This window comes from Xanthomonas sp. 60, from assembly GCF_011761925.1.
In genome coordinates, this window is the sequence record NZ_JAASQW010000003.1 from 303,368 (window position 1) to 327,512 (window position 24,145).

Genomic DNA, 24,145 nt, shown 5'->3' on the forward strand with positions numbered 1-24,145 from the left:
GTCCGCGCCGCTCAGGCATCGCTGCCGATGTCGCTGTGCTCATCGGTCACCGTGGTGTCGCGACGGTTCTGCGCCGCCACGCGCTTGGCCTGGCCGTCCAGGACGTGGCCACCCTGCTTCTTCTTCTGCTTGCGGTACAGCGCGTAGCCCAGCAGGCCGACACCCACGGCGGCTGCCGCGATGGTCACCGCCGGGTTGCGGCGGACCACCTTGCTGGCCACGCGGCCACCGGTCTTCACCGCGCCCAGCGCGGCACCGGTCTTCAGCCAGTCGCTGGCCGTCGGACCGAAGTGGCGCAGGCCGCCGCCCAGGCTGTCGCCGGCGTGCTTCAGGCCGTCGCCCGCGCTGTGGGCCAGATCCAGGGCACGCTCAAGGGCGCGGTCGGTGATAACGGTCAATCGGCTCATGCTGGGGTCCTTTGCCTCGGGTCGAGCTCCAGTGTCGCGCGGTGGCTGTAAACGGCGCGTCAGTCGATGACGCCACACGCGCCTGCAGCGTGCGTCTGTTCAGGATTGGCTGCCATCGGCACAGACCTCACGTGCCGCGCGGCTTGGCCCGGTGGGTCGCCGATGCCGTCCAGGGATCCTCGGGCCAAGGGTGACGCGGGTACCGACCCTTCATCTCCCGGCGCACTTCGGCATAGGTACTGGCCCAGAAACTGCGCAGATCCTGCGTCACCTGCAGCGGACGTCCGCCGGGGGAGAGCAGGTGCAGGGTGAGCGGAATACGACTTTCCGCGATGCGTGGGGTGTCGGCCAGGCCAAAGAGTTCCTGCAGTTTGACGGCCAGCACCGGCGGCGCGGGCGCGCCCGTCTCGCCGTCCAGCGCATAGTGGATGCCACGTTCCTGGCCGGAGGGCACGGCGATGCGTTGCGGTGCCAGCCGATCGACCTGTTGTCGCTGCGCCCACGCCAGCCGCCCGCGCAACGCCTCGCCAAAGCGCGCTTCATCCAAAGCGTCGAGCCGGGTCATGCCTTCGAACGCCGGCTGCAGCCACTGCATGCGCGTGGCCAGCAGCGCGCTGTCGCTGCAGTCCGGAAGCGACAGTTCCGGCATCCAGCTGCGCAGGGATTCCACGCGGGCCTGCCACTGGCGCAGTGCATCGGTCCACGGCAGTACCTGCAGGCCAAGCTCGCCGACCGCCGCCACCAGCGCCTGCGCGGCCTGCGCGGGATCCACGCGGCCGGCCGAGCGGCTGTCCATCACGATGCGGTCGAACGAGGTTTCGCGCAGGGCCACCAGCGCGCGGCGCCCGGCATCCCAGCGCACCTCATCGGTGGTGACGAAGCGATCCGGGAAAACCGCGCGCAGATGCGCTTCATCGACCGGTGCGCCACGCTGCAGCAGGCCGTCGCGGCCCTCATGGCGCAGCTCGCTGGCCACCAGCCACGGTTCGCCGCGCAGGTCGCTGAGCTCGTGCAGGCGCGCACTGCGGCCATTGGCCAGCATATAGCGCAGCGGATCGGCGGGATGCCGGAAGGCGATGCGGTCAGGAAAGGCATGCGCGAGCAGGTCGCCGATCCGGTGCGCTTCCACGCCGGTGGGGGGAGCGGCTTCGCAACGAAGGCGGCGGCGCCATTGCCGGGCGGCGGCATCGATGGCGGCCAGTCCGCTGCGGTTGGCATCGGGCGGCACGCGACCGGCGCGCAGCGCGGCAAGGGCGCGCCAGCGCAGGGCCAGTGCATCGCCGCCCTGGCGCAGCGGATCCCGCGCTTCCAGCAGCGCGGCGATGTCGGCGGCCAGTGCCTGTCCCGGCCCGTCGCGCGGCGCCAGCAGCATGGCCGCCAGGCGCGGATGCGTACCCAGCGCGAGCATGCGGCGGCCCAGCGCGGTGACGGTGGTCGGGCCCGAGAGCGCACCCAGCCGCTGCAGCAGCTCGCGGGCCGCAGCCATCGGACCGGCAGGCGGGGGATCCACGAAGCGCAGGTCGCTGCTGCCCCACGCCGCCAGTTCCAGTGCCAGCGCGGCCAGCTCCACCTGCTCGATCTCCGCGCGGCGCTGCGCGTCCAGCCGCTGCGAGGCCGGCCACAGCCGCCACGCCCAGCCGGGGGCCACGCGGCCGGCACGGCCCGCGCGCTGATCGGCCGAGGCCTGCGCGATGTTGACCACGTCCAGCCGCGTGAACCCGCTGTTGGGATCGTAGCGCGGCTCGCGCGCCAGTCCGCTGTCGATCACCACGCGCACGCCGGGCAGGGTGACCGAGGATTCGGCCACGTTGGTCGCCAGCACCACGCGCCGGCGGCCGTCGCCGGCCGGCTGCAGCACGCGGCCCTGCTGTTCCACCGGCAGCTCGCCATGCAGCGCCAGCACCTCCACCGTGGCATCGAGGGTGTCCTGCAGCCCGGTCATCACGCGGCTGATCTCACGCTGCCCGGGCAGGAACACCAGCACATCGCCGGGATGCGTGGCCAGGGCCTGCTGCACGGCACGACGGACCTGCAGTTCAAGCGATTCGTCGCGGCGGGCAGGAAAGTGCGAAACCTCCACCGGGAAACTGCGGCCTTCGCTGCTCAGTCGTGGCGCGTCCAGGAAGCCAGCCAGGCGTTGCCCGTCCAGCGTGGCCGACATCACCACCAGGCGCAGGTCTTCGCGCAGCTGCGCCTGCACATCCAGCGCCAGCGCGAGGCCGAGATCGGCGCTGAGGTGGCGCTCATGGAACTCATCGAACAGCAGCGCACCAACGCCCTCCAGCAGGGGATCGTCCTGCAGCATGCGCGTGAGGATGCCTTCGGTGACGACCTCGATGCGCGTGCGCGCCGAAACCTTGTTCTCGAAGCGGATGCGGTAGCCGACGGTGCCGCCGACGTCCTCGCCCAGCTGCCGCGCCATGAACTGCGCGGCACTGCGCGCGGCCACCCGGCGCGGCTCCAGCACGATGATCTTCTGGCTGCCCAGCCACGGCGCATGCAGCAGGGCGAGCGGCACCTGGGTCGTCTTGCCGGCGCCGGGCGGCGCCTCCAGGACGAGCCGCGGATGATCGGCCAGGTGCGCGAGCACCTGCGGCAACAGCATGGAAATGGGGAAATGCGGAGCAGTCATGGCACAAGGATAAGGGGCGGCAGGAGCGGCAGGTACAATGGCGTCCCCACGTTGCACCGCGTTCCACGATGACCCTGCCCCTGATCGATATCGGCGCCAACCTCACCCACGATTCGTTCGACCGCGACCGCGATGCCGTTCTCGCGCGCGCGCGGGAGGCCGGCGTGGTGCAGATGGTCGTCACCGGTGCCAGCCGCGAACATTCGCCGTTGGCGCTGCAGCTGGCGCAGCAGCATCCCGGCGTGCTGTTCGCTACCGCCGGCGTGCACCCGCACCACGCCGTTGAATACACCGACGAGTGCGACGCCGAAATGCGCGCACTGCACGCCCATGCCGAGGTGGTGGCGGTCGGCGAATGCGGACTGGATTACTTCCGCGATTTCGCACCGCGCCCGGCCCAGCACCGCGCGTTCGAACGCCAGCTGCAGCTGGCCGCGGACGTGGTGGCGCCCGACGGTGCGCGCAAGCCGCTGTTCCTGCACCAGCGCGACGCGCATGCGGACTTCATGGCGCAGATGAAGAACTTCGAAGGACGCATCGGCCCGGCCGTGGTGCACTGCTTCACCGGCGAGCGCCAGGAACTGTTCGATTACCTTGACCAGGACTGGTACATCGGCATCACCGGCTGGCTCTGCGACGAACGCCGTGGCGCGCACCTGCGGGAGCTGGTCAAGCACATTCCGGCCAACCGCCTGATGATCGAGACCGATGCACCCTATCTGCTGCCGCGCTCGCTCACCCCGATGCCGAAGGATCGCCGCAACGAACCGATGTTCCTGGCCCACATCGTGGAGGAACTGGCGCGGGACCGTGGGGAGCCGGTGGCGGTGGCAGCGGCCCATGCCACGGCCACCACGCGCGCGTTCTTCCGGTTGCCGGCCTGAGCGCTCAGCGGGCCCGGACGGACCCGGCGCCGTCGCCGGCCTTCCAGGCATCGTCCAGTCCCTCGCGGTAAGTGGGGAAACGCGGTTGCCACTGCAGCCGCTCGCGCGTCTGGCGGCTGTCGATGCGCTTGCTGCTCGCGTAGAAGCGCCGCAAGGTGGCACTCAGTGATGGATCATCCCACGCCTGCGCGGGCGGCATCGGCCAGCCACTGAGCGCGGCGGCGTACGCCAGCACGTCCTGCGACGGCGCGGGAAGATCATCGCTGGGCAGATACACGGCATCGCGCTCCGGCCGTGCCAGCGCTGCCAGCACCACGCCTGCGACATCCTCCACGTGCAGGCGGTTGAACACCAGGCCGGGGCGCACCACGTGCCGCGCGCGGCCCTCGGCGAGCTGCACCAGCGCATTGCGGCCGCGACCGTACAGGCCGGGCAGCCGGAACACGGCCGAGGCGATGCCGCGATCGCGCGCGAGCGCCTGCCACTGGGCCTCGGCAGATCGTCGTTGCAGGGCGATCGGGCCGGTCGCATCGGCGGCCGAGTCTGCGTTCACCCACCCGCCCCGGCGATCGGCGTAGACGCCGGTAGAGGAGAGACAGCCCACCCAGCGCAACGCGGTGCTCGCCTGCAGGTGCGCCTGCACGCGGCGCAGCGCGGGGTCGCCTGCGGCGTCCGGCGGCACACTGCTGATCACCGCCTCGGCCATGGCCAGGGCGCTGCAAAGCGCCGCATCAGGGGTCGCATCGTCGTTCAGGCGGTGCCGCTTCAGACCGTCGGCCGGGGCGGCCTGCGGATCACGCACGGTGCCCGACACCTCGATGCCGCGGTCCTGCAGGTGCCGTGCGATGGCGCGCCCACTGAACCCCAGGCCGAGGATCAGCACGCGGGCGGGCAGGTCGGTCACACCGGACGCTGCGCCTGGTAGGCCTGCAGATCCGCATCGGCCTGGGCAAGCAGCGGGGCGTGCTGGTTGAAGCCCCGCGCCCGCTCCAGCATGTCACCTACGATATGCGCCGCTTCCACCTGCTGGCCGGCTTCCAGGTCACGCAGCATCGACGCCTTCATCGGCGAACCGGCCTGGGTCAGCGTCGCCAGCGCGGTGTCCTGCGCGGCCTGCGGAACGGGCTCGCCCTCCGCTTCAGCGACCGCCACGCACTCGGCGTACAGCCCGCGCAGGAGCGCCTCGCCGTCCCTGCTGGCCAGGATCGTGCCGATGTCGGCGCGGCGCAGGCAGGTCGCCGCCGCCAGCGCGGTGAGGAAGGTGTACTTGATCCACTGTTCCCGGCCGATGTGCTCGCTGGCGGTGAACTCCACGCCTGCCTGCACGCAGGCTGCCGCGAAGGCGTTGACGCGCGCACTGAGACCGATGTCGTCGCGCTCGCCGAAGGTCAGCTTCGCGGCCTTGCCCAGGTGAAGCACGGCGCCGTCGTCAGCCTTGGCGGCACTGATGAAGCACAGGCCGCCGAGTACCGCATCGCGCCCGAAGCGCGCGTCCAGCGCCGCGTAGTGGCGCAGGCCGTTGAGGATCGGCAGCACGCTGGTGCGTGGGCTGACGGCCGGCGCGATGGCCTCCATCGCGCTGTCCAGGTCGTAGGCCTTGCAGCTCAGGATGACCAGATCGAAGGGCTGCTGCGCTGCCAGCGCGCCCAGGTCCGCGGCGGTCACATGCTGCACCGGGAAGGCCGCATCGCCCAGCGGGCTGCGGATCACCAGCCCGTCGCGCTGCAGCTGCTCGGCACGCGGGGGGCGTACCAGGAAGGTCACGTCCACGCCGGCCTGCGCCAGGCGGCCGCCGAAATAACCGCCGGTACCGCCGGCGCCGAGGATCAGGATGCGCATTTCTGTCTCGCCTTTTCGCTAGCACCGGGCCACGCCCGGCGGGAGTCCACCTCAGTCAATCCGTGCGCGGATGGGTCAGCTCCGCATGCCCACGCCACGGCGCAGCAGCCACAGCGCCACGAACGTCAGCACCACCACGAAACCAAGCATCAGCGCATACGCCACCCAGATCGGCACGTCGCTGGTACCAAGCAGGCCGTAGCGGAACGCGTTGACCATGTAGAAGATCGGATTGGCGTGCGTGGCGGCCTCGGCCCATGCCGGCAGCAGCTTCACCGAATAGAACACGCCGCCGAGGTAGGTCAGCGGGGTGAGGATGAAGGTCGGCACGATGGCCACGTCATCGAACTTCTTGGCGTACACGGCGTTGATGAAACCGGCCAGCGAGAAGATCGTGGCGCCCAGCAGCACGGTGGTGAGGGTGATCAGCGGATGCGGGATGCGCACCGGGGTGAAGAACATCGCGATGATCAGCACGATGACTCCGACCATCAGGCCGCGCAGCACGGCGCCGGCCACGTAGCCCCACAGGATCACCCAGTTCGGCATCGGGCTGACCAGCAGCTCTTCCACGTGGCGGCCGAACTTGGCACCGAAGAACGATGAGCTGATGTTGCCGTAGCTGTTCTGGATCACGCTCATCATCACCAGTCCGGGCACGATGAACTGCATGTAGCTGTAGCCGCCCATCTCGCCCACGCGCGAGCCGATCAGCCCGCCGAAGATGAGGAAGTACAGCGTCATGGTGATCGCCGGCGGCACCAGGGTCTGGCCCCAGATGCGCAGGATGCGCGCCACTTCGCGGCGCACCACGGTCTTCAGCGCGATCCGGTTGCGCTGTGCATCGGTCAGGACGGGGGTCGGGGTGCTGCTCATGCCACATTCTCCGGGGTGCCGGTGAGGCGCACGAACAGCTCCTCCAGGCGGTTGCTCTTGGTACGCATGGACCGCACGCGGATGCCCGCGGCGTTGAGCGCGGCGAAAACGCGGTTGAGGTCCATCGCCCGCGGCATGTCGATGTCCAGCGTGTGGCCGTCGATGGCCGTCAGCGTGGCGCCTTCGATCTGCGGCAGTTCGGACGGCAGCGCGCCATCGATATCGAACAGGAACCCTTCCACGTCCAGCTTGGCCAGCAGTTCGCGCATCGGCCCCTGGGTGACGATCTGCCCATGGTTGATGATGGCCAGGTTGCGGCACAGGTGCTCGGCTTCTTCCAGGTAATGCGTGGTCAGGATGATCGTGGTGCCCGAGCCGTTGATCTCCTTGAGCACGCGCCACATGTCGCGACGGATCTCGATGTCCACGCCGGCGGTCGGCTCGTCGAGGATCAGCAGGCGCGGCCGCGTCATCATCGCGCGGGCGATCATCAGCCGGCGCTTCATGCCGCCGGACAGGGTGCGGCTCATCACCTGCGCCTTTTCCCACAGGTGCGAACGCTTGAGCTCTTCTTCGGCCCGCTTCTCCGCCTCGGCGCGTTCCACGCCGTAGAACCCGGCGTAGTTCACGAGGATGTCGAACGGCTTTTCGAACAGGTTGAAGTTGATCTCCTGCGGGACCAGGCCGATCAGGCGCATGGCGGCGCTGCGCTCGCGCACCAGGTCGGTGCCGAACACCTCCACCTGGCCCTGGCTGAGGTTCACCAGCGAGCTGACGATGCCGATCAGGGTCGACTTGCCGGCCCCATTGGGGCCGAGCAGGGCGAAGAAATCGCCCGGAGCCACCTCCAGTGAGACGCCCTTCAGCGCCGTGGTGCCGTTGTCGTAGGTCTTGCGCAGGTCACGCACGCGCAGCGCAGGTGCGGTGTTGTCGTTCAGGGAAGCCAAGCTCGAAGCCTTCGCGCCCGGGCAAGGCGCATGGAGTGGGGCAGGGACCGCTATTATAGATCCCCTCGCGGGCTTGCCCCGGCTACACACTGTTCCCATCGTCGTGCCAGTCCAATTCCCCCTCAAGCTGGTCGGCCGCCGCATGGTGGCCCCGACCGTCGGCCATTACCAGTTCCTCCGCGATGACGGCCAGCCGCTGGATTTCCAGCCCGGCCAGTTCATCCAGGTCCATTTCCACTACGCCGATGGCACGGAAACCAAGCGCAGTTACTCGCTGGCGACCATCCACGACCACGCGCTGGGGCCGGGCGAGGCGGTGGATATCGCGGTGAGCTTCGTCCCCGGCGGGGCCGCCACGGCGCTGTTCGAGGGCCTGGAGATCGGTGGCCAGCTCATGGCCAGCGGTCCCTACGGGCGGTTCTGCCTGAACGCTGGCGACCACAATGGCCGGTATCTGCTGATCGCCACCGGTACCGGCGTGACCCCTTACCGCTCCATGCTGCCCCTGCTGGCCGAGGCCATGACCCGCCGGGGCGTGGAGGTGGTGCTGCTGCAGGGTGCGCGTACGCCGGCCGAGCTGCTGTACAGCGAAGACTTCGAGGCCTTCGCCGCCGCGCACCCGGGCTTCCGCTACATGCCGTGCCTGTCACGCGAGCTGCCCGAGCATCCCGCAGCCGACGTGCGCCACGGGTATGTGCAGCAGCAGCTGGCCGGGCTGGCACTGGATGTGACCCGGGACATCGCCTACCTGTGCGGCAACCCGGACATGGTGGATGCCTGCGTGGAGGCGCTGAAGGAGGCGGGATTGGGGAATCCGCAGGTGCGGCGGGAGAAGTACGTTTCGAGCAAGTGAGGGTCAGGCGATGCATGGCCCTCAAGGCTCAGCTTTACAGTTTTCAGGCAGCATTGTGGCTGAAAAACTTTTGCGCTCAGGCAGCCCGCCTTCGAGCAGCTATTTCCTGCTGCAATGTGCAGTCAAAGCCTGATGGTAAAGCGCCTCAGGGGTGTCTTCAGAACCGGGACTACGGGGAAGCATGATTAGCCGCCAGCCTTCGGACAGAAGCAACTCCCGTTCCTCCAAAGTCCTTCCGAACGGCTGAAAAGAAGCGGAGGCTTCCAAGAAATCCCGGGCGTCGTAGCGGAATCTCTCCCTCGAGCGTCTCACACAGATTGCCACAGAATCCATGCCGACCATCCGCCGCGTCACATCAGCAAGCTTTCGGACAGTACCAGAGGTGAAATCCTCATAGGAGACACCAAAAGCGAAGAGAAAAAGCAGCGTTACGACACTGCCGAACAGAAATCCTTTTACGTTTGTGACGATGAACTTTCGAAAGGGGGACTGATCGAGCCCAAGGCGCCGCTTGGTTACCTGGTAAATACCTTCAGGAATGAGGTAAATCAGAATCACACAAAAAGCCATTTCCAACAGCGGTAAATATTTCATCCTTGACTACCCACGCCCTTTGCTTGATCTGGCTCGCTGAATCTTAAACCTAACCTTTGATCCACTGCCAGTAGCCGAACAACCTCTACAAGCACAAGCGATGCGCTGCATCTTTTCAGATGCTGTTGCCTGGTGGTTCATCACGTGGCAGGGTGGTGCCACAGCGCAACAGCTGATACAGCGATACTCCGCCCAAGGCTTACCCGTTCTCACCCCACAGCGGCACGCTGTAGATCACCATCAGCCGGTTCTCTTCCGCGTCACGCTGATAGTTGGAGCGGAAGAAGCCATTGCGCCAGCGTACGGACAGATGCTTCAGCGCCTCGGTCTGGAACGTATAGCCGATCTCGAAATCCCGCTGCCATTGCCGGCCCTCACCATCGAACGTGGCCGGGCGCGCGTTGTCCCCTTTCACGTAGCGCACCAGAAACTTCAGGCCCGGCACGTTGATCTGCTTGCCGTCGAGCTGGTACCGCAGCTGCCAGCTGCGTTCCTCGCGCTCCATGAAGTCATTGATGAAGGTCCAGTTGAAGACGTTGCCATCGGTGCCGCCAACGAATGGCATGGCCGTGTCACCGTGCATGTCCTGGAACGCAACTGCGACCTCCTGGCCGGCATGCTGCCAGGCCACCAGCGCGTTGAAGGCACGGTTGTCCACGCGGCCCGCCAGCGCCGGGCCCACATCGTCGGACACGTAGTAGCGTGCCTCCGTGCTCAGGCGGCCCAGCGCAAGCGGCTGCTTGAAGGTCACGGCGGCCACCTGCTGCCGGTAGATGTCACGCAGTTCACCGTGTTCGTAGTGCAGCTTGAAGCGTTCGCCAGGCGCCCACGAGGCGGTGAACAGCGCAAAGCCGTCCGAATCCGGCGTGCCGCTGAACCGCCGGTCCTTGTTGGTGACGGTCAGGTCCACGCGATCGGTGCCATCGCGGTACCAGGAACGGTCAAAGCGCGAGTAGCCCAGTTCGATGCCGTTGCGCCACGTCGCGCCCAGTGATGCGCCTTCGAAGGTCTGTGGGAGCACCCGGCTGGTATTGGATTTCAACGTCAGGTCGGAGGTGATGTGGCTGCCCGCGCGCAGCACGGCAGGACCCATCCGGGCCTTGCCGGTCAGGGCGATGCGTCCGAACGCCGAACGCGCGCCATCGGCATCGTAAGGCAGGATGCCCGTGCCCACTTCGGACTGCAGGCCGTCAAGCTTGAAATCCGCCAGGCCCAGCACATCCACACCAAAGCCGACCACGCCGGGCGTATAGCCGCTCCTGGCGTCAAGCAGGACGCCCTGCGCCCACTCCTCGCGCTTGCCCTGGCCCGCGCCGCTGCGGAAATCGCGGTTGTAGTAGAAATTGGTCGCGGTGAGCTCGGCGCTGGCCCCGGCCAGGAAGCCGGTCCCTTCCTCCGCCAGCGCCGGGACGGCGGCCAGCGTGCAACCCAGGAAAACAGCAGTACGTGAGATGTTCATGAGTCCGGCCCCTCCGCCGTACACGAGTGGAAGAAGCCGGCTCAGAAGATCGCACCGGCCGCGAGGATCAGCAGCAGGGAAATCACCGAGGCCAGTGAGACCGGCAGGCTCAGCGTCTTCAGCGTGCCGCGCAGGGTCATGCCGAAGGTGGTTTGCATCAGCCAGAACGTATTGCTGGTCACATGCACCAGGAACAGCGACCCGGAACCGGCGGCGAGCGCCACCAGCACCGGTGGCACATCCAGCGAATGCAGTGCCGGGGCGAGCATGCTGGCGGCGGTGATCGCCGAGGCGGACACCGAACCGATGGCGATATGCAGCATGGCGGCCACCAGCCAGACCAGCAGCAGGGGCGCGGCGGTGTTGGCACTGAAGTAGCCGGATAGGATGTCGCCCAGCCCCGTGGTGGCGACCACCGCCGACAGCGAACCGGCCACACCGGTCAGCAGCAGGATCTGCCCGCTTTCCTTGAAGGCGTCGGTGACCGCACCGCTGCGATCGGCCGGGGGCAGGGTGAAGCGTGCGATGACGAACGCCAGCACGAGTCCGCAGAACAGCGCGAAGGTGGAGTTGCCGATGGCAGCCAGCGCCGGAATGTCCAGACCGAACGCGCGGTCCACCGCACCGGTGGCGATCATCAGCAGCGGCACCACGATCGGCAGCAGCGAAAGCTTCAGCGGCACCGCATCGCGGCCCTGCTCGGGCACTTCGGCAATCACGGCAGGGGCCTGGTCGTCGGGCAGTTCATCGGTGTCCGGGTTCCAGAAACGGCGGCGCAGCAGGAAATGGAAGCCCCACAGGGTCAGGAACACCGTGGGAATGGCGATCGCCAGACCGGTGACCAGCATCGTGCCCAGGTCCACATCAAGCACAGCTGACAGCGCCAGCGCGGCAACGCCCGGCACCACCATCGTCAGCGCCAGGTAGATGCCCACCCCGACCGCACCCGCCATCTTCGGCAACGCGTCGCCGCCGATGCGCTTGGCCGTGGCACGCGCCAGTGGCGCGGACATCAGCAGCAGCACGTCGGTGTAGATCGGCGGGAAGATCGCGGTGAGGATGGTGGCGAACGCATACGGCATCTGCGTGGGCCGGAACGTTCGCACCAGCAGCCGGACCACCTGCTGGAAGGCGCCCATGCGGTGCAGGAACGCGCCGATCATCACGCCGAAGCCGATCAACAGGCCGATCTTGCCCATGAGTTCGCCGAAACCATCGGTGATGGCTTCGATGGTGTCCCCGAAGCCAAGCCCGGATGACAGGCCCAAATACAACGGGCCGGCGATCAGCGCGATCATCGGATTGACCTTGAAATAGATGATCAACAGGACGATCAACAGAATGGCGAACAGCGCGTTCGCCAGCACAAACCACTCGTGCATGATTCCCTCCCAGGAATAAAGCAGCAACGGCACAGCAGGCGCAGCCCACTGCAGGATTGAAGGCTCGATCAGCGGGCGCGCAGGCCCGGTGGTGCGGGGTGCAGGTCGGCCACGCGGCCTGCCTTGGCCACCTGCCCGGCGGTGTCATGGCCGACCAGGGCCGGCAGGGTGCGTGACAGGGCGATCAGGGCGGGCAGGTCCAGGCCGGTGGGAATGCCCATTTCTTCGCACATCGCCACCAGGTCCTCGGTGCAGATGTTGCCCGATGCACCCGGCGCGAACGGGCAGCCGCCCAGTCCACCGAGGGCGGCGTCGAAGCGTTGCGCGCCGGCATCGTAGGCGGCGATGACGTTGGCCAGCCCCAGGCCGCGGGTGTTGTGGAAATGCAGGGTCAACGCTCCCGCACCGACGATCGCCAATGCCTGCTCGACCAAGCGCGCCACCTGGCGTGGATTGGCCATGCCGGTGGTGTCGGCCAGGGTGATGCCCGTGCAGCCGAGATCCAGGTATCGGCGCACCAGATCGAGCACTTTCGGCACGGGCTGGTCACCTTCGAACGGGCATCCGAACGCGGTGGCCACGGTGCCATTGAGCCGCACCTGGCCGCGAGCGAGCGCGGCGATCTGCGCGAAGCCGGCGAAACTCTCCGCAGCGGTCATGCGCATGTTGGCCAGGTTGTGCGTTTCGCCGGCGGACATCACCAGGTTCAACTCGCCCGCACCGGCGGCCAGCGCACGTTCGGCGCCTTTCAGGTTCGGCACCAGCGCCACGTACACAGTACCGCGTGCGCGTTGCATGCCAGCGAACACCTCGGCCGCATCGGCCAGGGCGGGCACCGCCCTGGGCGAGACGAAACTGCTGACTTCGATGCGTGCGAAACCCAGCGCGCTGAACGCATCGGCAAGACGGATCTTGTCATCGGTGGGAACGAACACCGGCTCGATCTGCAGGCCATCGCGCAGGCAGACTTCCTGCACGATCAAGGGACGGACGGTGGTCATGCGGTATCTCCCGAGCGGCCACGGGCCGCCGCGATGGCAGCAGCGGTCATGCCGAGCCCGGCCAGGATCTGATCGGTGTGCTCGCCCAGGGCCGGGCCTGTCCACTGCATCTTCCCCGGCGTGGCCGAGAGCTTGGGGACGATGCCCGGCAGAGTGATCGGCTGGCCATCGGGCAGCGTGGTTTCCAGCAGCATGCCGCGCGCACGGTAATGCGGATCGGCCACGATATCGGCGGCCGAGTAGATGCGCCCTGCCGGCACCTCGGCCTGTTCCAGCGCGGCCAGCACGGCGTCGATCGCCATGCCGCTGGTCCAGTGGGTGATGGCTGCATCCAGCTCGGCGTTGCGTTGCACGCGGCCGGGATTGGTGGCCAGCGCTGCATCCTCGGCCAGATCCGGCCGGCCGATGGCCCGCATCAGGCGCCGGAAGATCGGATCGCTGTTGCCGGCGATCACCACGAACGCGCCATCGGCGGTGGGATAGGTGTTGGACGGGCTGATACCCGGCAGCGCACCGCCGGTGCGCTCACGCACGGTGCCGAACATCGCATGCTCCGGCACCAGGCTTTCCATGAGGTTGAACACGCTCTCCACCAGCGAAACGTCCACCACTTGGCCGCCGCCCTGGCCGGTCTTCACCCGCAGCAGGGCCATCAGCGCGCCCATCACCCCGTGCAGCGAGGCCAGCGAATCGCCCAGGCTGATGCCTACACGCGCCGGTGGCGTGCTCGGGTCGCCGGTGGTGTAGCGGATGCCGCCCATCGCTTCACCGATGGCGCCGAACCCCGGCCGGTCCCGGTACGGACCATCCTGCCCATACCCGGAAATACGCACCATGACCAGGTCCGGATTGAGCGCGGACAGCACGTCCCAGCCCAGGCCGAGTTTCTCCAGCCCGCCCGGGCGGAAGTTCTCGATCACCACATCCGCGCTGGCCGCCAGCTGGCGCGCCGCATCCGCGCCCTCGGCCGATTTCAGGTCCAGCGCCACCGACTTCTTGTTGCGTGCCTGCAGGGACCACCACAGGGAGGTGTCGCCATGGAGCTTGCGCCACTTGCGCAGCGGGTCGCCGCCCTCGGGCGATTCGATCTTGATCACCTCGGCGCCGAACTCCGCGAACAGCCGCGCGGCGAAGGGCGCGGCGATCAGTGTTCCGAATTCAACAACGCGGATGCCGTGCAATGGACCGGTCATCATCAACCCTCCCAGGAATCGATCCGCAGGGTAGGGTGCAACAGCGTGGAGGCGCCATGCCTTTCTGACGAAAAAGCGTTCGCGTATTGCGAACGTCTACGCCTTTAGTCGAAGGTGGTCGAGCAGTTGCTGCGCGGCGGTGGACAGCGTCCGGTCACCGCGCCAGACCAGCTTCAGCTCACGCTGTGCCCAGGCATCGGTGAGCGGTTCGATGTGCAGGCGCATCGCCCGGCCGAACAGCTCGAACACCGGCTCGGGCACCACGCCGATGCCCAGCCCGGCCTGCACGGTGCGGCAGATCGCATCGAACCCGGGCACGTGGATGCGCCGCCGCAGCGGGCGGCCGGCATCGCGCGCGGCCATCTGCGAACGGGTGAAGATCGAGCTCTCCGCATGCAGTGCGATCTGGTCGAACGGCAGCGTATCGGCGAAGGCGAGTGGACCGGCACCGGCCAGCGGATGGTCCGGCCGCATCAGCATCACCAGCCGGTCGCGGCGGAACGGCAGGGTGGCCAGTTCACCCACTTCACCATCGCCGGAACATACGCCGATTTCCGCCCAGCCCTCCTGGATGCCGCGCACCACGCCGCCGGTGGGCCGCTCTTCCAGCTCGATGCGCAGGTCCGGATGGCTCAGGAAGAACTGCTCCAGCGCTTCGGGCAGGTATGCCACGATGGCCGACAGATTGGCCAGCATGCGGATGTGGCCGCGGATGCCGCGCCGGTATTCCAGCAGCTCCGAAGACAGCGCCGCGGCCGCCAGCAGCATGCGGCGTGCGTGCTGCAGCAGGCTCTCGCCGGCCAGGGTCAGCTGCATGCCGCGGGCGTTGCGGGTGAACAGCGCGACATCCAGCCCGCTCTCCAGATCATTCAGGCGCCGGCTCGCCGCCGAGGTCGCGATGGCTTCGCGTTCGGCGGCGCGGGTCAACGAGCCTTCCTCGGCCACGGCCACGAACAACCGCAGCGTGGTCAGGCTGATCCGGTCGATGGACATCGGCTGGGAGATGGCGGCGGACCTTCGGCAGGGGCGGTGGATAGTGTACGGCGACCGGTTCCGTGTAAGTTGGGTCACAACCGCGGCGGGGCCCCGTCCTTGCCGCATGATCATCAGCAAGGGGAAGCAAGGAAGATGTCCAGAAACCACCTGACGCTGGCCGGGGTGTTGGCCAGTCTTGTGTGCGCGGCCTGCAGCGGCCCCGCGCCGACGCCGCAGGCTGTAGGGCGGGACGCTGCCTCCGAAGCGCAGCCCATCGTTTTCCAACCCTGCACGCTCTCCGGCGCCTCGGCCAGCAGCACTGTCGAAGCCCACTGCGGCACGCTCTCGGTACCGGAGAATCCGGCCCAGCCGCAGGGGCGGCGCATCGACCTGCGCATCGCGCGGCTTGACGCGGACAACCCGGGCGCGGCCGCCGACCCGATCTTCTTCATTGCCGGCGGACCGGGGCAGGCCGCCTCCGACGTGGCGTTGCCGGTCAGCACCGCGCTGCGCCAGGCGCGCAAGAAGCGCGATATCTACCTGATCGACCAGCGTGGTACCGGGGGCTCCAATCCGCTCACCTGCCAGGGGCCGGACGGCAAGGAGCTGCCGCTGGACGAAAACGCCGTGCCCGACCAGGCCACCCTCCGCGACTACGCCAGCGCCTGCGCGGCGTCACTGCAGGGCCGCGCGGACCCCCGCTTCTACACGACCTCGCAGGCCATCGACGACCTGGACGCCGTGCGCAAGGCCATCGGCGCGGCCCAGGTCAACCTGGTGGGCGTCTCCTACGGCACCCGGGTCGCGCAGCGTTATGCGGCCCGCTACCCGCAGCACGTGCGTACGATCGTGATCGACGGCGTGGCACCCAATGATCTGGTGGTCGGCGGTGACTTCGCCAATACCTTCGAAGACGCGATCGTGCTGCAGGCGGCCGAATGCATCAAGGACGCCGCCTGTGCGAAGCGTTTTCCAGTCAACACGCGCACCCAGCTGCGCACCGTGATGGACGCTCTGTCGGCCGCCCCGGTGACCGTGGAGTACCGCGATCCCGGTACCGCACAGCTGCGTCGGGACGTGCTGACCGCCGACAGCGTGATCGGGCTGGCGTTCGCGTTCTCGTACATGCCCGAACTGTCCTCGCTGCTGCCGGTGGTGCTGGATGAAGCGGCGCAGGGACGCTACGCACCGCTTGCCGCACTTGCCCGCAACGCCAACCGCTCGCTGGGCCTGCAGCTCAACCGCGGCATGCAGTGGTCGGTGATCTGCAGCGAAGACGCGGACCGCTACCAGCCGTCTGCCGGCGGTGATCGCCTGGTGGGCCCGCACGTGGCGGAGATGTTCTTCGCCGCCTGTCCGGTGTGGCCGCACGACAAGGCCGCGGCGGACAGCACGGCGCCGTTGGAGTCCGACGCGCCGGTGCTGCTGCTGTCCGGCGAGCTGGACCCGGTCACGCCGCCCCGCTACGCCGAGCAGGTGCTGAAGGGATTGCCCAACGGCCGCCATATCGTCGCCCGCGGCCAGGGTCACGGCACGTTCAACGCCGGCTGCATGCCGCGCCTGCTGGGGCAGTTCATCGACAGCGCCGACGCCAAGGCGCTGGATGCCACCTGCCTGGATACGCTGAGCCACGTGCCGGCGTTCACTTCGTTCAACGGATGGGAACCATGATCGTCGCCGAGAGCCTCAACAAGGGATTCAAGACCAAGGCAGGGCGCATCCAGGCGGTGCAGGATGTGACCTTCCGTGCGGAAGACGGAAAGATCACCGGCCTGCTCGGGCCCAACGGCGCCGGCAAGACCACCACCCTGCGCATGCTCTACACGTTGATGACGCCCGACCAGGGCCGGGTCACCGTCGATGGCATCGACGCGGCGGCCGATCCGGCCGCGGTGCGTCGTCGGCTCGGGGTGCTGCCCGACGCGCGCGGCGTGTACAAGCGCCTCACCGTGCGCGAGAACATCGCATATTTCGGCCGCCTGCACGGGCTGGATGAAAGCACCATCGCCAAGCGCACGCAGGCACTTTCGCAGGCGCTGGACATGGACGAGATCATGGACCGCCAGACTGACGGTTTCTCGCAGGGACAGCGCACCAAGACCGCCATCGCGCGGGCACTGGTACACGATCCGCGCAACGTGATCCTCGACGAACCCACCAACGGCCTGGACGTGATGACCACCCGGGCGATGCGCCGTTTCCTCCATGGCCTGCGCGATGAAGGACGCTGCGTGATCTTCTCCAGCCACATCATGCAGGAGGTGGCCGCACTCTGCGACCACATCGTGATCATCGCCAAGGGCACGGTGATGGCCGCCGGCAGCGCCGACGAGCTGCGCGCACAGGCGGGCCAGGACAACCTGGAAGATGCCTTCGTCACGCTGATCGGTACCGAAGAGGGCCTGCACGCATGAGTACGCTATCCACCCTGCTGACCGTGATGGGCAAGGAGCTGCGCGATCTCTCGCGTGACCGGCGCACGTTGGCGTTCACCCTGCTGCTGGGGCCGCTGCTGTACCCGATCCTGATCCTGGGCATGGGCAAGCTGGCCGAAAGCCGCGTCAAATCGCAGATCGAGCAGCCGCTGGAAATTCCGGCGATCGGCGTGGAGCATGCGCCCAACCTGGTGCGTTTCCTGGCCGCGCAGGGCCTCAACACCACCGCTGCGCCGAAAGACCTCAACGAGGCCATCGCCGAGCAGCGCATCGATGTGGCGCTGCGGATCAGCGATGCGTTCGGCGAGCAGTGGCGCGAAGGACGCCCGGCGCTGGTGGAGATCCTGCAGGACAGCACGCGCCGCGCGGCGGATGTGCCCACGGCCCGCCTGAAGGCGGCACTGCAGGCCTACAGCGGCCAGGTGGGGGCGTTGCGCCTGATGGCCCGCGGGATCGATCCCCAGGTCGCGCGACCGCTTGATGTCGGCATCCAGGATCTCGCGTCTGCGGAAGCCAAGCAGGGCGTGATGCTGTCGATGCTGCTGCCGCTGCTGCTGATCATCACCTCCTTCCTTGGCGGTGCGTACCTGGTGATGGACACCACGGCAGGCGAACGCGAGCGGCAGTCGCTTGAACCGCTGCTGGCCACGCCGGCCACGCGCAGTGCGATCGTCAGCGGCAAGATCGCCGCCGCGTGCGTGGTGGGCCTCGTCTCGCTGCTGCTGACCCTGGCCGCGTTCAAGCTGAGCGCGCAGCTTTCCGACAGCGCAGTGGGCCGCCAGCTCAACATGGGCCTGGGCTCGATGCTGCAGATGCTGCTGGTGATGGTGCCGATGCTGCTGATCGGTACCTCGCTGCTGACCTACCTGTCGGCGGCATCCAAGAGCATGAAGGAGGCGCAGAGCCACATGACCTGGCTGATCCTGCTGCCGATGCTGCCCAGCTACGCGCTGCTGGCCTATCCGCTCAAGAGCGTGTTGTGGCAGTACGCCGTACCGTTCCTGTCGCAGAACCAGATGTTGCTGAAGGTGATCCGCCACGAGTCCATCAGCCCGACGATCTGGGCGATCTACCTGGGCGCGAACCTCGGCCTGGCCGCCCTGCTCTGGTTCGCCGCCGTACGCCGCTACCAGCAGGAACGTCTGGCGATCTCCGGCTGACAGAAGGGACGGAGGGGATCACGTTGTTGATCGCGCCCTCCGTCCCCTTCCTGCGGTTTCGGTCAGCCGCCCGGGGAGAAGGCCAGGGTGCGGCGGGTGGTCACCGGCGCGGCGACCGGTTCAAAGCGCCAGCGCTTGACGGCATTCAGGGCTTCGCGGTCGAACGTCCGGGCCGGCGTGGCACGCAGCACGCGCGCGTTGGTCACCGAGCCATCGGTGCCGACCGTGATTTCCACCAGGACCTCGCCGGACGTACCCGAACGCAGCGCCTCGGTCGGGTAACGCGGCGCCGGCGTGCTGACCGGGCGCAGGGCGGGTGCGGCAGCGGTCGACTGGCGTGCGGCGGCGGCCTGCTGGGCAGCGGCTTGCTGCTGGCGCTGTTCGGCTTCGCGGCGGGCAGCGGCCTGGCGCTCGGCGTCCTCGCGCGCGGTATCAGCCGGGCGCGGGGCGTCTGTCCGCGCGGCATCCTGCTGGGCGGCGATCTGGCGCGCCGCTTCGGCTTCGCGCGTGCGCTGCTCGGCCTGCTGCTTGGTCTTGGCTTCGGCCTCGCGCTTGGCGCGCTCGGCTTCTTCCGTGGTCCGCAATGCGGCCACTTCCTCGCCGCGGGTCACGCCCTGGCGCAGGCGCGGCAGCGCGGGCGCATTCGGATCCACCTTTTCGATCAGCGCGATCAGCCGCTGTCCTTCCTCGAAGTCTTCGCGGGCCAGGTTCTGCTCGGCGGCGATCAGCGTGTAGGGCAGCAGGTCGGTCAGCGCACTTTTCACCGAGGCGTCGTCCGGGGTCTTGTCGCGCAGGGCCAGGTAGTACTCCATGGCGTTGTTGCCGGCCGGGGCGTACATGCGGTTGTCGCGCAGTGCCTGGCTGGCCGATTCGCGCAGCTCGGCGGTTCCCATCGACTGCACCTGGGCCGAGACTGCCGGCGCGGCGGGTGCCGCCGGCGCAGCCGGCTTGGCGGCGGGCGTGCCCGAGGCCGCCGGCGCGGCCGTTTCATCCTTGCCCGAACAGGCTGCCAGGGTGATCAGCAACAGGGCCGGTGCCACCAGGCGCGCACGGGCAACGACAGACTTCTTGGCGTACGACATTCAATCCCCCTTGAACATGACGATGCAAGAGGCCTGGCGATGTCCCCCAAGCAGGGGCGTGGCGTTTCCCGGCGCCGTCGACAGACCCATCAGGGATGCAATCTAGCATCCCCGGGCGGCGCAGGGCAGGGGCGGGCCCGGCCGCCCGGAAGCCGATCCGGCCGCGGCTCAGTGCGCCGGCCGCTCCGGTACGTGGCTGCCGCCCATCAGCTTGTCGGTCCAGGCGATGCCGATGGCCGAGAGGATGAACACGCCGTGGATGATCGTCTGCCACAGCACGCCGGTGGAGGTCAGCGTGGAACAGGCGGCCTCGCCGAGATTGGCCGCTGCTGCCGCTGCGCTCATCAGTTCCGGCGGGCACAGGGGCAGGCCTTCCAGCGCGCCGGCGGCGATGAAGGTCTTCAGCAGGTGGATGGACGAGATGCCGATGATGGACAGCGCCAGCTTCACTTTCAGCACGCTGGCATTGACGTGGCTGAGCCACTCCGGCTGGTCGGGATGGTTTTCCAGCCGCAGGCGCGAGACGAAGGTCTCGTAGCCACCAACGATCACCATCACCAGCAGGTTGGAAATCATCACCACGTCGATCAGCCCGAGCACGATCAGCATGATCTGCTGCTCGCCCATCGAGGCCGAGTGCGAAATCAGGTGCCACAGCTCCTTGCCGAACAGGAACACATAGACGCACTGGGCGACGATCAGGCCCAGGTACAGCGGCAGCTGCAGCCAGCGCGAAGCGAAGATCAGCGTGGACAGGGGATTGGGGCGGTGCTGGGGGGTCATGGACGGCATGCTGCGTTGCAGGAGAGGGCGCAGGTTACTGGCCCCCGATGACAGTGCCAAGCCACCCCGGCCACTACACTCGACCCACATCCTGTCTGGAGCGCCTGCACCATGATCGATCTGCACTACTGGCCCACCCCCAACGGCCACAAGGTCACCCTGATGCTGGAGGAGGCGGGGCTGGACTACCGCGTGCACCCGGTGAACATCGGGGCCGGCGACCAGTTCAAGCCGGCCTTCCTGTCGATCTCCCCGAACAACAAGATGCCGGCCATCGTCGACCATGCACCGGCCGACGGTGGGCCGCCGCAGAGCGTGTTCGAGTCCGGCGCCATCCTGCTGTACCTGGCGGAGAAAACCGGCAGGTTCCTGTCCGACGATCCGCGCCAACGCGTGGAGACCCTCGAATGGCTGTTCTGGCAGATGGCCGGGCTGGGGCCGATGAGCGGGCAGATGGGCCACTTCAACGTCTATGCGCCGGAGAAGATTCCGTATGCGATCGAGCGCTACGGCAGTGAAGTGAAGCGGCTGCACGCGGTGATGGACAAGCGCCTGGCCGAGCGGGAATGGCTGGCCGGCAGCGCGTACAGCATCGCCGACATGGCCTGCTATCCGTGGATCGGCGCGTACGAGGCCCTGCCGGTGGACTACGCCGCATTCCCGAACCTGCAGCGCTGGCACAGCGCGATCGCCGCGCGTCCCGCCACGCAGCGCGCTTACGCCGTACGCGAGCAGGTGGTCAACTAGGTCCAGGACGCGTTGCCGGGACGGCCCGGGGGCCTGCCGCGCTGCACGGCGCGGGGGTGCCTCGGGTTAGGATTGGGATTGCCGTATACCGGAACCGTCCATGCGCCCCCTGTTCGCCACCCTTGCCCTGATGTTCGCCACCACCGCCCCGGTCCACGCCGAGAAACTCACGCTCGAAGCCATCACCGGTTCACAGCCGCTGTCCGGCCCGACGTTGATGAAACCGAAGGTCGCTCCGGACGGTTCGCAGGTGAGCTTCCTGCGCGGCAAGGAGGCGGACCGCAACCAGCTGGACCTGTGGACCTACGACATCGCCAGCGGGCAGACGCGGTTGCTGGTGGATTCGAAGGTGGTCCTGCCCGGCACCGAAACCCTCAGCGACGAGGAAAAGGCGCGCCGCGAGCGGCAGCGCATCGCCGCCCTGACCGGCATCGTGGATTACCAGTGGTCGCCGGATGCGGGCACGCTGCTGTTCCCGCTCGGCGGCGAACTGTACCTCTATGACCTGCATCGCCAGGGCCGCGATGCCGTGCGCCAGCTGACCCACGGCGAAGGCTTCGCCACCGATGCGAAGCTGTCCCCGCGCGGCGGCTTCGTCAGCTTCATCCGCAAGCGCAACCTGTGGGTGATCGACCTGGCCAGTGGCAAGGCGCGCCAGCTCACCCACGATGGCAGCGCCACCATCGGCAACGGCGTGGCCGAGTTCGTGGCCGACGAGGAAATGGATCGCCACACCGGGTACTGGTGGGCACCGGATGATTCGGCCATCGCCTTCGCGCGCATCGACGAAAGCGGCGTACCGGTCCAGAAGCGCCCGGAGGTCTACGCCGACCGCACGGATGTGATCGAGCAGCGTTACCCCGCTGCCGGTGATCCCAACGTGCGCGTGCAGCTGGGCGTGATCGCGCCCGCGGACGGCGCCACGCCGCGCTGGATCGACCTGGGCAGGGAGCAGGATATCTACCTGGCGCGCGTGGACTGGCGCGATCCGGGCCACCTCAGCTTCCAGCGCCAGTCGCGCGACCAGAAGCGCCTGGAGCTGGTCGAGACCGTGCTCGCCTCGGGCCAGCAGCGCGTGCTCGCCACCGAGACCAGCCGCACCTGGGTGCCGCTGCACAACAGCCTGCGCTTCCTTGACGACGGCGGTTTCCTCTGGTCATCCGAGCAGTCCGGTTTCCAGCACCTGTATCACGTGGACAAGGCGGGCAAGCGCCGCGCGCTGACCCAGGGGGACTGGCCGGTGGATGAACTGCTGGCCATCGATGAAGCCGCCGGCCAGGTGTACTTCCGCGCGGGCATCCCCTCCCCGCGCGAGAGCCAGATCTACCGCGTCGCGCTGGCGGGCGGGTCGCCGCAGCGCCTGTCGAAGGCGCCGGGCATGCACAGCGCCAGCTTCGCCCGCAACGCCAGTGTCTACGTGGACAGCTGGTCCAACACCCGCACCCCGCCTCAGATCGAACTGTTCCGTGCCAACGGCGAGAAGATCGCCACGCTGGTGCAGAACGACCTTGAGGACCCGGCCCACCCATATGCGCGTTTCCGCCAGGCGCAGCTGCCCGTGGAATTCGGCACGCTCACCGCTGCCGATGACCGCACGACGCTGCACTACAGCCTGATCAAGCCTGCCGGTTTCGATCCGTCCAGACGCTATCCCGTCGCCATCTATGTCTATGGCGGACCGGCTGCGCAGACCGTCACCGACGCGTGGCCGGGGCGCGGCGACCACCTGTTCAACCAGTACCTGGCGCAGAACGGTTACGTGGTGTTCTCGCTCGACAACCGCGGCACGCCGCGGCGCGGGCGTGATTTCGTCGGCGCGCTGTATGGCCGCCAGGGCACGGTGGAAGTGCAGGACCAGCTGCGTGGAATGGACTGGCTCGCCCGCCAGCCCTGGGTGGACCCGGCGCGCATCGGCGTGCAGGGCTGGTCCAACGGCGGCTACATGACGCTGATGCTGCTGGCCAAGGCCTCCAACCGCTACACCTGCGGCGTGGCCGGCGCGCCGGTGACCGACTGGGGCCTGTATGACAGCCATTACACCGAGCGCTACATGGACCTGCCGTCGCGCAATGAAGACGGTTACAAGGCGGCCCGCGTGCTGGCCCATGTCGATGGACTGACCTCGCCCCTGCTGCTCATCCACGGCATGGCCGATGACAACGTGCTCTTCAGCAATTCCACGGCCCTGATGAGTGCGTTGCAGAAGCGCGGCCAGCCCTTCGAGCTGATGACCTATCCGGGTGCTAAGCACGGACTGTCCGGCGCCGATGCGCTGCACCGTTACCGCCTGGCCGAAGCGTTCCTCGGCCGCTGCCTCACGCCCTGACCGCTCGCCCCTCCGCAGCCGGCCAGGCGCCCCACCGTGCAGCCTCCCTCCCTACCTGGCCGCCACCGCGCGGCCGAGCGGCCGGCCGGCTTCTGGCGGCGGCACTGGCGCTGGACCCTGCCCGCGAGCGTGATGGCAGGGATCGCCTTCATCGGCGGCAGCATCGGGTGGGGACTGGCGCGCTGGGAGGATGACGCATCGGTGAGTCCCCCGGTGCGCGAGGCGATGCGCCGCGCTGCCTGCGCGCCGGCGCTGGTGGCTGCGTTCGGGCAACCCCTGCGGCTGGACGGCAGGCCGACAGGCACGCTGCGCACGCAGCGTGATGGCACGCGTACCGCCCTGCTCAGCGCCCGCCTGCACGGCCCGCGCAGCGAAGGGCGGCTGTTCGTGGAGGGCAGGCGCGTGCAGGGCACGTGGCAGTATCCGGTGATGTACGTGCGTGCCCGCGAAGGGACGACCTTCGATCTCAGCGCGCCGGATGACACCGCTGCCGCAGGTGCAAGCGCGCTTGGGCACTGCCGTGCCGAGGGGCGCTGACCGCCGCCGGCGCCGGAACGCTGAGTGCCGCAG

At 68.1% G+C, this 24,145-nt stretch carries 22 protein-coding genes; 8 read left to right on the forward strand and 14 right to left on the reverse strand.

Annotated elements, in window-relative coordinates; translation table 11 throughout:
• Positions 1–11: 11 nt before the first annotated feature.
• On the reverse strand, positions 12–407 hold the full coding sequence (locus FHY09_RS08300) for a hypothetical protein (RefSeq protein ID WP_166926051.1): 396 nt from the start codon (positions 405–407) through the stop codon (positions 12–14).
• A gap of 127 nt (positions 408–534) precedes the next feature.
• Entirely contained in the window at positions 535–3,039 is a 2,505-nt protein-coding gene (gene hrpB, locus FHY09_RS08305; RefSeq protein WP_166926053.1) for an ATP-dependent helicase HrpB, read from the reverse strand.
• Positions 3,040–3,107: 68 nt separating this feature from the next.
• On the opposite strand from hrpB, the gene FHY09_RS08310 reads away from it, so the two are divergent.
• The gene (locus FHY09_RS08310; RefSeq protein ID WP_456362743.1) at positions 3,108–3,923 is read left to right on the forward strand and encodes a TatD family hydrolase; all 816 of its coding nucleotides are present in this window, start codon (positions 3,108–3,110) and stop codon (positions 3,921–3,923) included.
• A gap of 4 nt (positions 3,924–3,927) precedes the next feature.
• Here FHY09_RS08310 and FHY09_RS08315 read toward each other — a convergent pair whose 3' ends face one another.
• The 4 genes from FHY09_RS08315 to FHY09_RS08330 form a co-directional block, all read right to left on the reverse strand.
• Positions 3,928–4,827, reverse strand: a complete 900-nt coding sequence (locus tag FHY09_RS08315; protein ID WP_456362744.1) for an NAD-dependent epimerase/dehydratase family protein — start codon at positions 4,825–4,827, stop codon at positions 3,928–3,930.
• On the reverse strand, positions 4,824–5,762 hold the full coding sequence (gene panE / locus FHY09_RS08320; protein WP_166926055.1) for a 2-dehydropantoate 2-reductase: 939 nt from the start codon (positions 5,760–5,762) through the stop codon (positions 4,824–4,826). The genes FHY09_RS08315 and panE overlap by 4 nt, the downstream gene beginning before the upstream one ends.
• Before the next feature lie 75 nt (positions 5,763–5,837).
• Positions 5,838–6,638 carry an ABC transporter permease gene (locus FHY09_RS08325; RefSeq protein ID WP_166926057.1) on the reverse strand — a complete coding sequence of 267 codons (801 nt, stop codon included), beginning with the start codon at positions 6,636–6,638 and terminating at the stop codon, positions 5,838–5,840.
• Complete coding sequence (locus FHY09_RS08330) at positions 6,635–7,546, reverse strand: ABC transporter ATP-binding protein (RefSeq protein ID WP_456362763.1); 912 nt, start codon at positions 7,544–7,546, stop codon at positions 6,635–6,637. Before FHY09_RS08330 ends, FHY09_RS08325 begins: the two co-directional genes overlap by 4 nt.
• Positions 7,547–7,688: 142 nt before the next feature.
• Between FHY09_RS08330 and FHY09_RS08335 the strand changes: the two genes are divergently transcribed.
• Complete coding sequence (locus FHY09_RS08335) at positions 7,689–8,438, forward strand: ferredoxin--NADP reductase (protein ID WP_166926059.1); 750 nt, start codon at positions 7,689–7,691, stop codon at positions 8,436–8,438.
• A gap of 99 nt (positions 8,439–8,537) precedes the next feature.
• Here FHY09_RS08335 and FHY09_RS08340 read toward each other — a convergent pair whose 3' ends face one another.
• From FHY09_RS08340 to FHY09_RS08365, 6 genes are all read right to left on the reverse strand, one after another.
• A complete protein-coding gene (locus FHY09_RS08340; protein ID WP_166926061.1) occupies positions 8,538–9,032 on the reverse strand; it encodes a hypothetical protein in 495 nt (164 codons plus the stop codon).
• A gap of 199 nt (positions 9,033–9,231) precedes the next feature.
• Positions 9,232–10,491, reverse strand: coding sequence for an OprD family outer membrane porin (locus tag FHY09_RS08345; RefSeq protein WP_166926063.1), 1,260 nt, complete (start codon positions 10,489–10,491; stop codon positions 9,232–9,234).
• 41 nt (positions 10,492–10,532) lie between these two features.
• Positions 10,533–11,873: a GntT/GntP/DsdX family permease gene (locus FHY09_RS08350; RefSeq protein ID WP_166926065.1), complete on the reverse strand. Its 1,341-nt coding sequence runs from the start codon at positions 11,871–11,873 to the stop codon at positions 10,533–10,535.
• Positions 11,874–11,941: 68 nt separating this feature from the next.
• Positions 11,942–12,874, reverse strand: a complete 933-nt coding sequence (locus FHY09_RS08355; protein WP_166926067.1) for a hydroxymethylglutaryl-CoA lyase — start codon at positions 12,872–12,874, stop codon at positions 11,942–11,944.
• A complete protein-coding gene (locus FHY09_RS08360; RefSeq protein WP_166926069.1) occupies positions 12,871–14,067 on the reverse strand; it encodes a CoA transferase in 1,197 nt (398 codons plus the stop codon). The genes FHY09_RS08355 and FHY09_RS08360 overlap by 4 nt, the downstream gene beginning before the upstream one ends.
• A gap of 96 nt (positions 14,068–14,163) precedes the next feature.
• Positions 14,164–15,060 (reverse strand): LysR substrate-binding domain-containing protein, encoded by an 897-nt coding sequence (locus FHY09_RS08365; protein WP_166926071.1) that lies wholly within the window; start codon positions 15,058–15,060, stop codon positions 14,164–14,166.
• Positions 15,061–15,195: 135 nt separating this feature from the next.
• Here FHY09_RS08365 and FHY09_RS08370 point away from each other — a divergent pair, with 135 nt between their 5' ends.
• The 3 genes from FHY09_RS08370 to FHY09_RS08380 are packed head-to-tail and all read left to right on the forward strand — an operon-like array spanning position 15,196 to position 18,637.
• Positions 15,196–16,713, forward strand: coding sequence for an alpha/beta hydrolase (locus FHY09_RS08370; RefSeq protein WP_166926073.1), 1,518 nt, complete (start codon positions 15,196–15,198; stop codon positions 16,711–16,713).
• The gene (locus FHY09_RS08375; RefSeq protein WP_166926075.1) at positions 16,710–17,456 is read left to right on the forward strand and encodes an ATP-binding cassette domain-containing protein; all 747 of its coding nucleotides are present in this window, start codon (positions 16,710–16,712) and stop codon (positions 17,454–17,456) included. The genes FHY09_RS08370 and FHY09_RS08375 overlap by 4 nt, the downstream gene beginning before the upstream one ends.
• Positions 17,453–18,637, forward strand: a complete 1,185-nt coding sequence (locus tag FHY09_RS08380) for an ABC transporter permease (RefSeq protein WP_166926077.1) — start codon at positions 17,453–17,455, stop codon at positions 18,635–18,637. Before FHY09_RS08375 ends, FHY09_RS08380 begins: the two co-directional genes overlap by 4 nt.
• A gap of 62 nt (positions 18,638–18,699) precedes the next feature.
• Here the strand turns inward: FHY09_RS08380 and FHY09_RS08385 are convergent, their stop codons facing one another.
• A complete protein-coding gene (locus FHY09_RS08385) occupies positions 18,700–19,719 on the reverse strand; it encodes an energy transducer TonB (RefSeq protein ID WP_166926080.1) in 1,020 nt (339 codons plus the stop codon).
• A 168-nt stretch (positions 19,720–19,887) separates the two neighbouring features.
• On the reverse strand, positions 19,888–20,502 hold the full coding sequence (locus FHY09_RS08390; protein ID WP_166926082.1) for a TIGR00645 family protein: 615 nt from the start codon (positions 20,500–20,502) through the stop codon (positions 19,888–19,890).
• A gap of 111 nt (positions 20,503–20,613) precedes the next feature.
• On the opposite strand from FHY09_RS08390, the gene FHY09_RS08395 reads away from it, so the two are divergent.
• From FHY09_RS08395 to FHY09_RS08405, 3 genes are all read left to right on the forward strand, one after another.
• Entirely contained in the window at positions 20,614–21,249 is a 636-nt protein-coding gene (locus tag FHY09_RS08395) for a glutathione binding-like protein (RefSeq protein ID WP_166926084.1), read from the forward strand.
• A 100-nt stretch (positions 21,250–21,349) separates the two neighbouring features.
• On the forward strand, positions 21,350–23,575 hold the full coding sequence (locus FHY09_RS08400; RefSeq protein ID WP_166926086.1) for a S9 family peptidase: 2,226 nt from the start codon (positions 21,350–21,352) through the stop codon (positions 23,573–23,575).
• A 36-nt stretch (positions 23,576–23,611) separates the two neighbouring features.
• On the forward strand, positions 23,612–24,112 hold the full coding sequence (locus FHY09_RS08405; RefSeq protein WP_166926088.1) for a cytochrome c oxidase assembly factor Coa1 family protein: 501 nt from the start codon (positions 23,612–23,614) through the stop codon (positions 24,110–24,112).
• Positions 24,113–24,145: the final 33 nt, after the last annotated feature.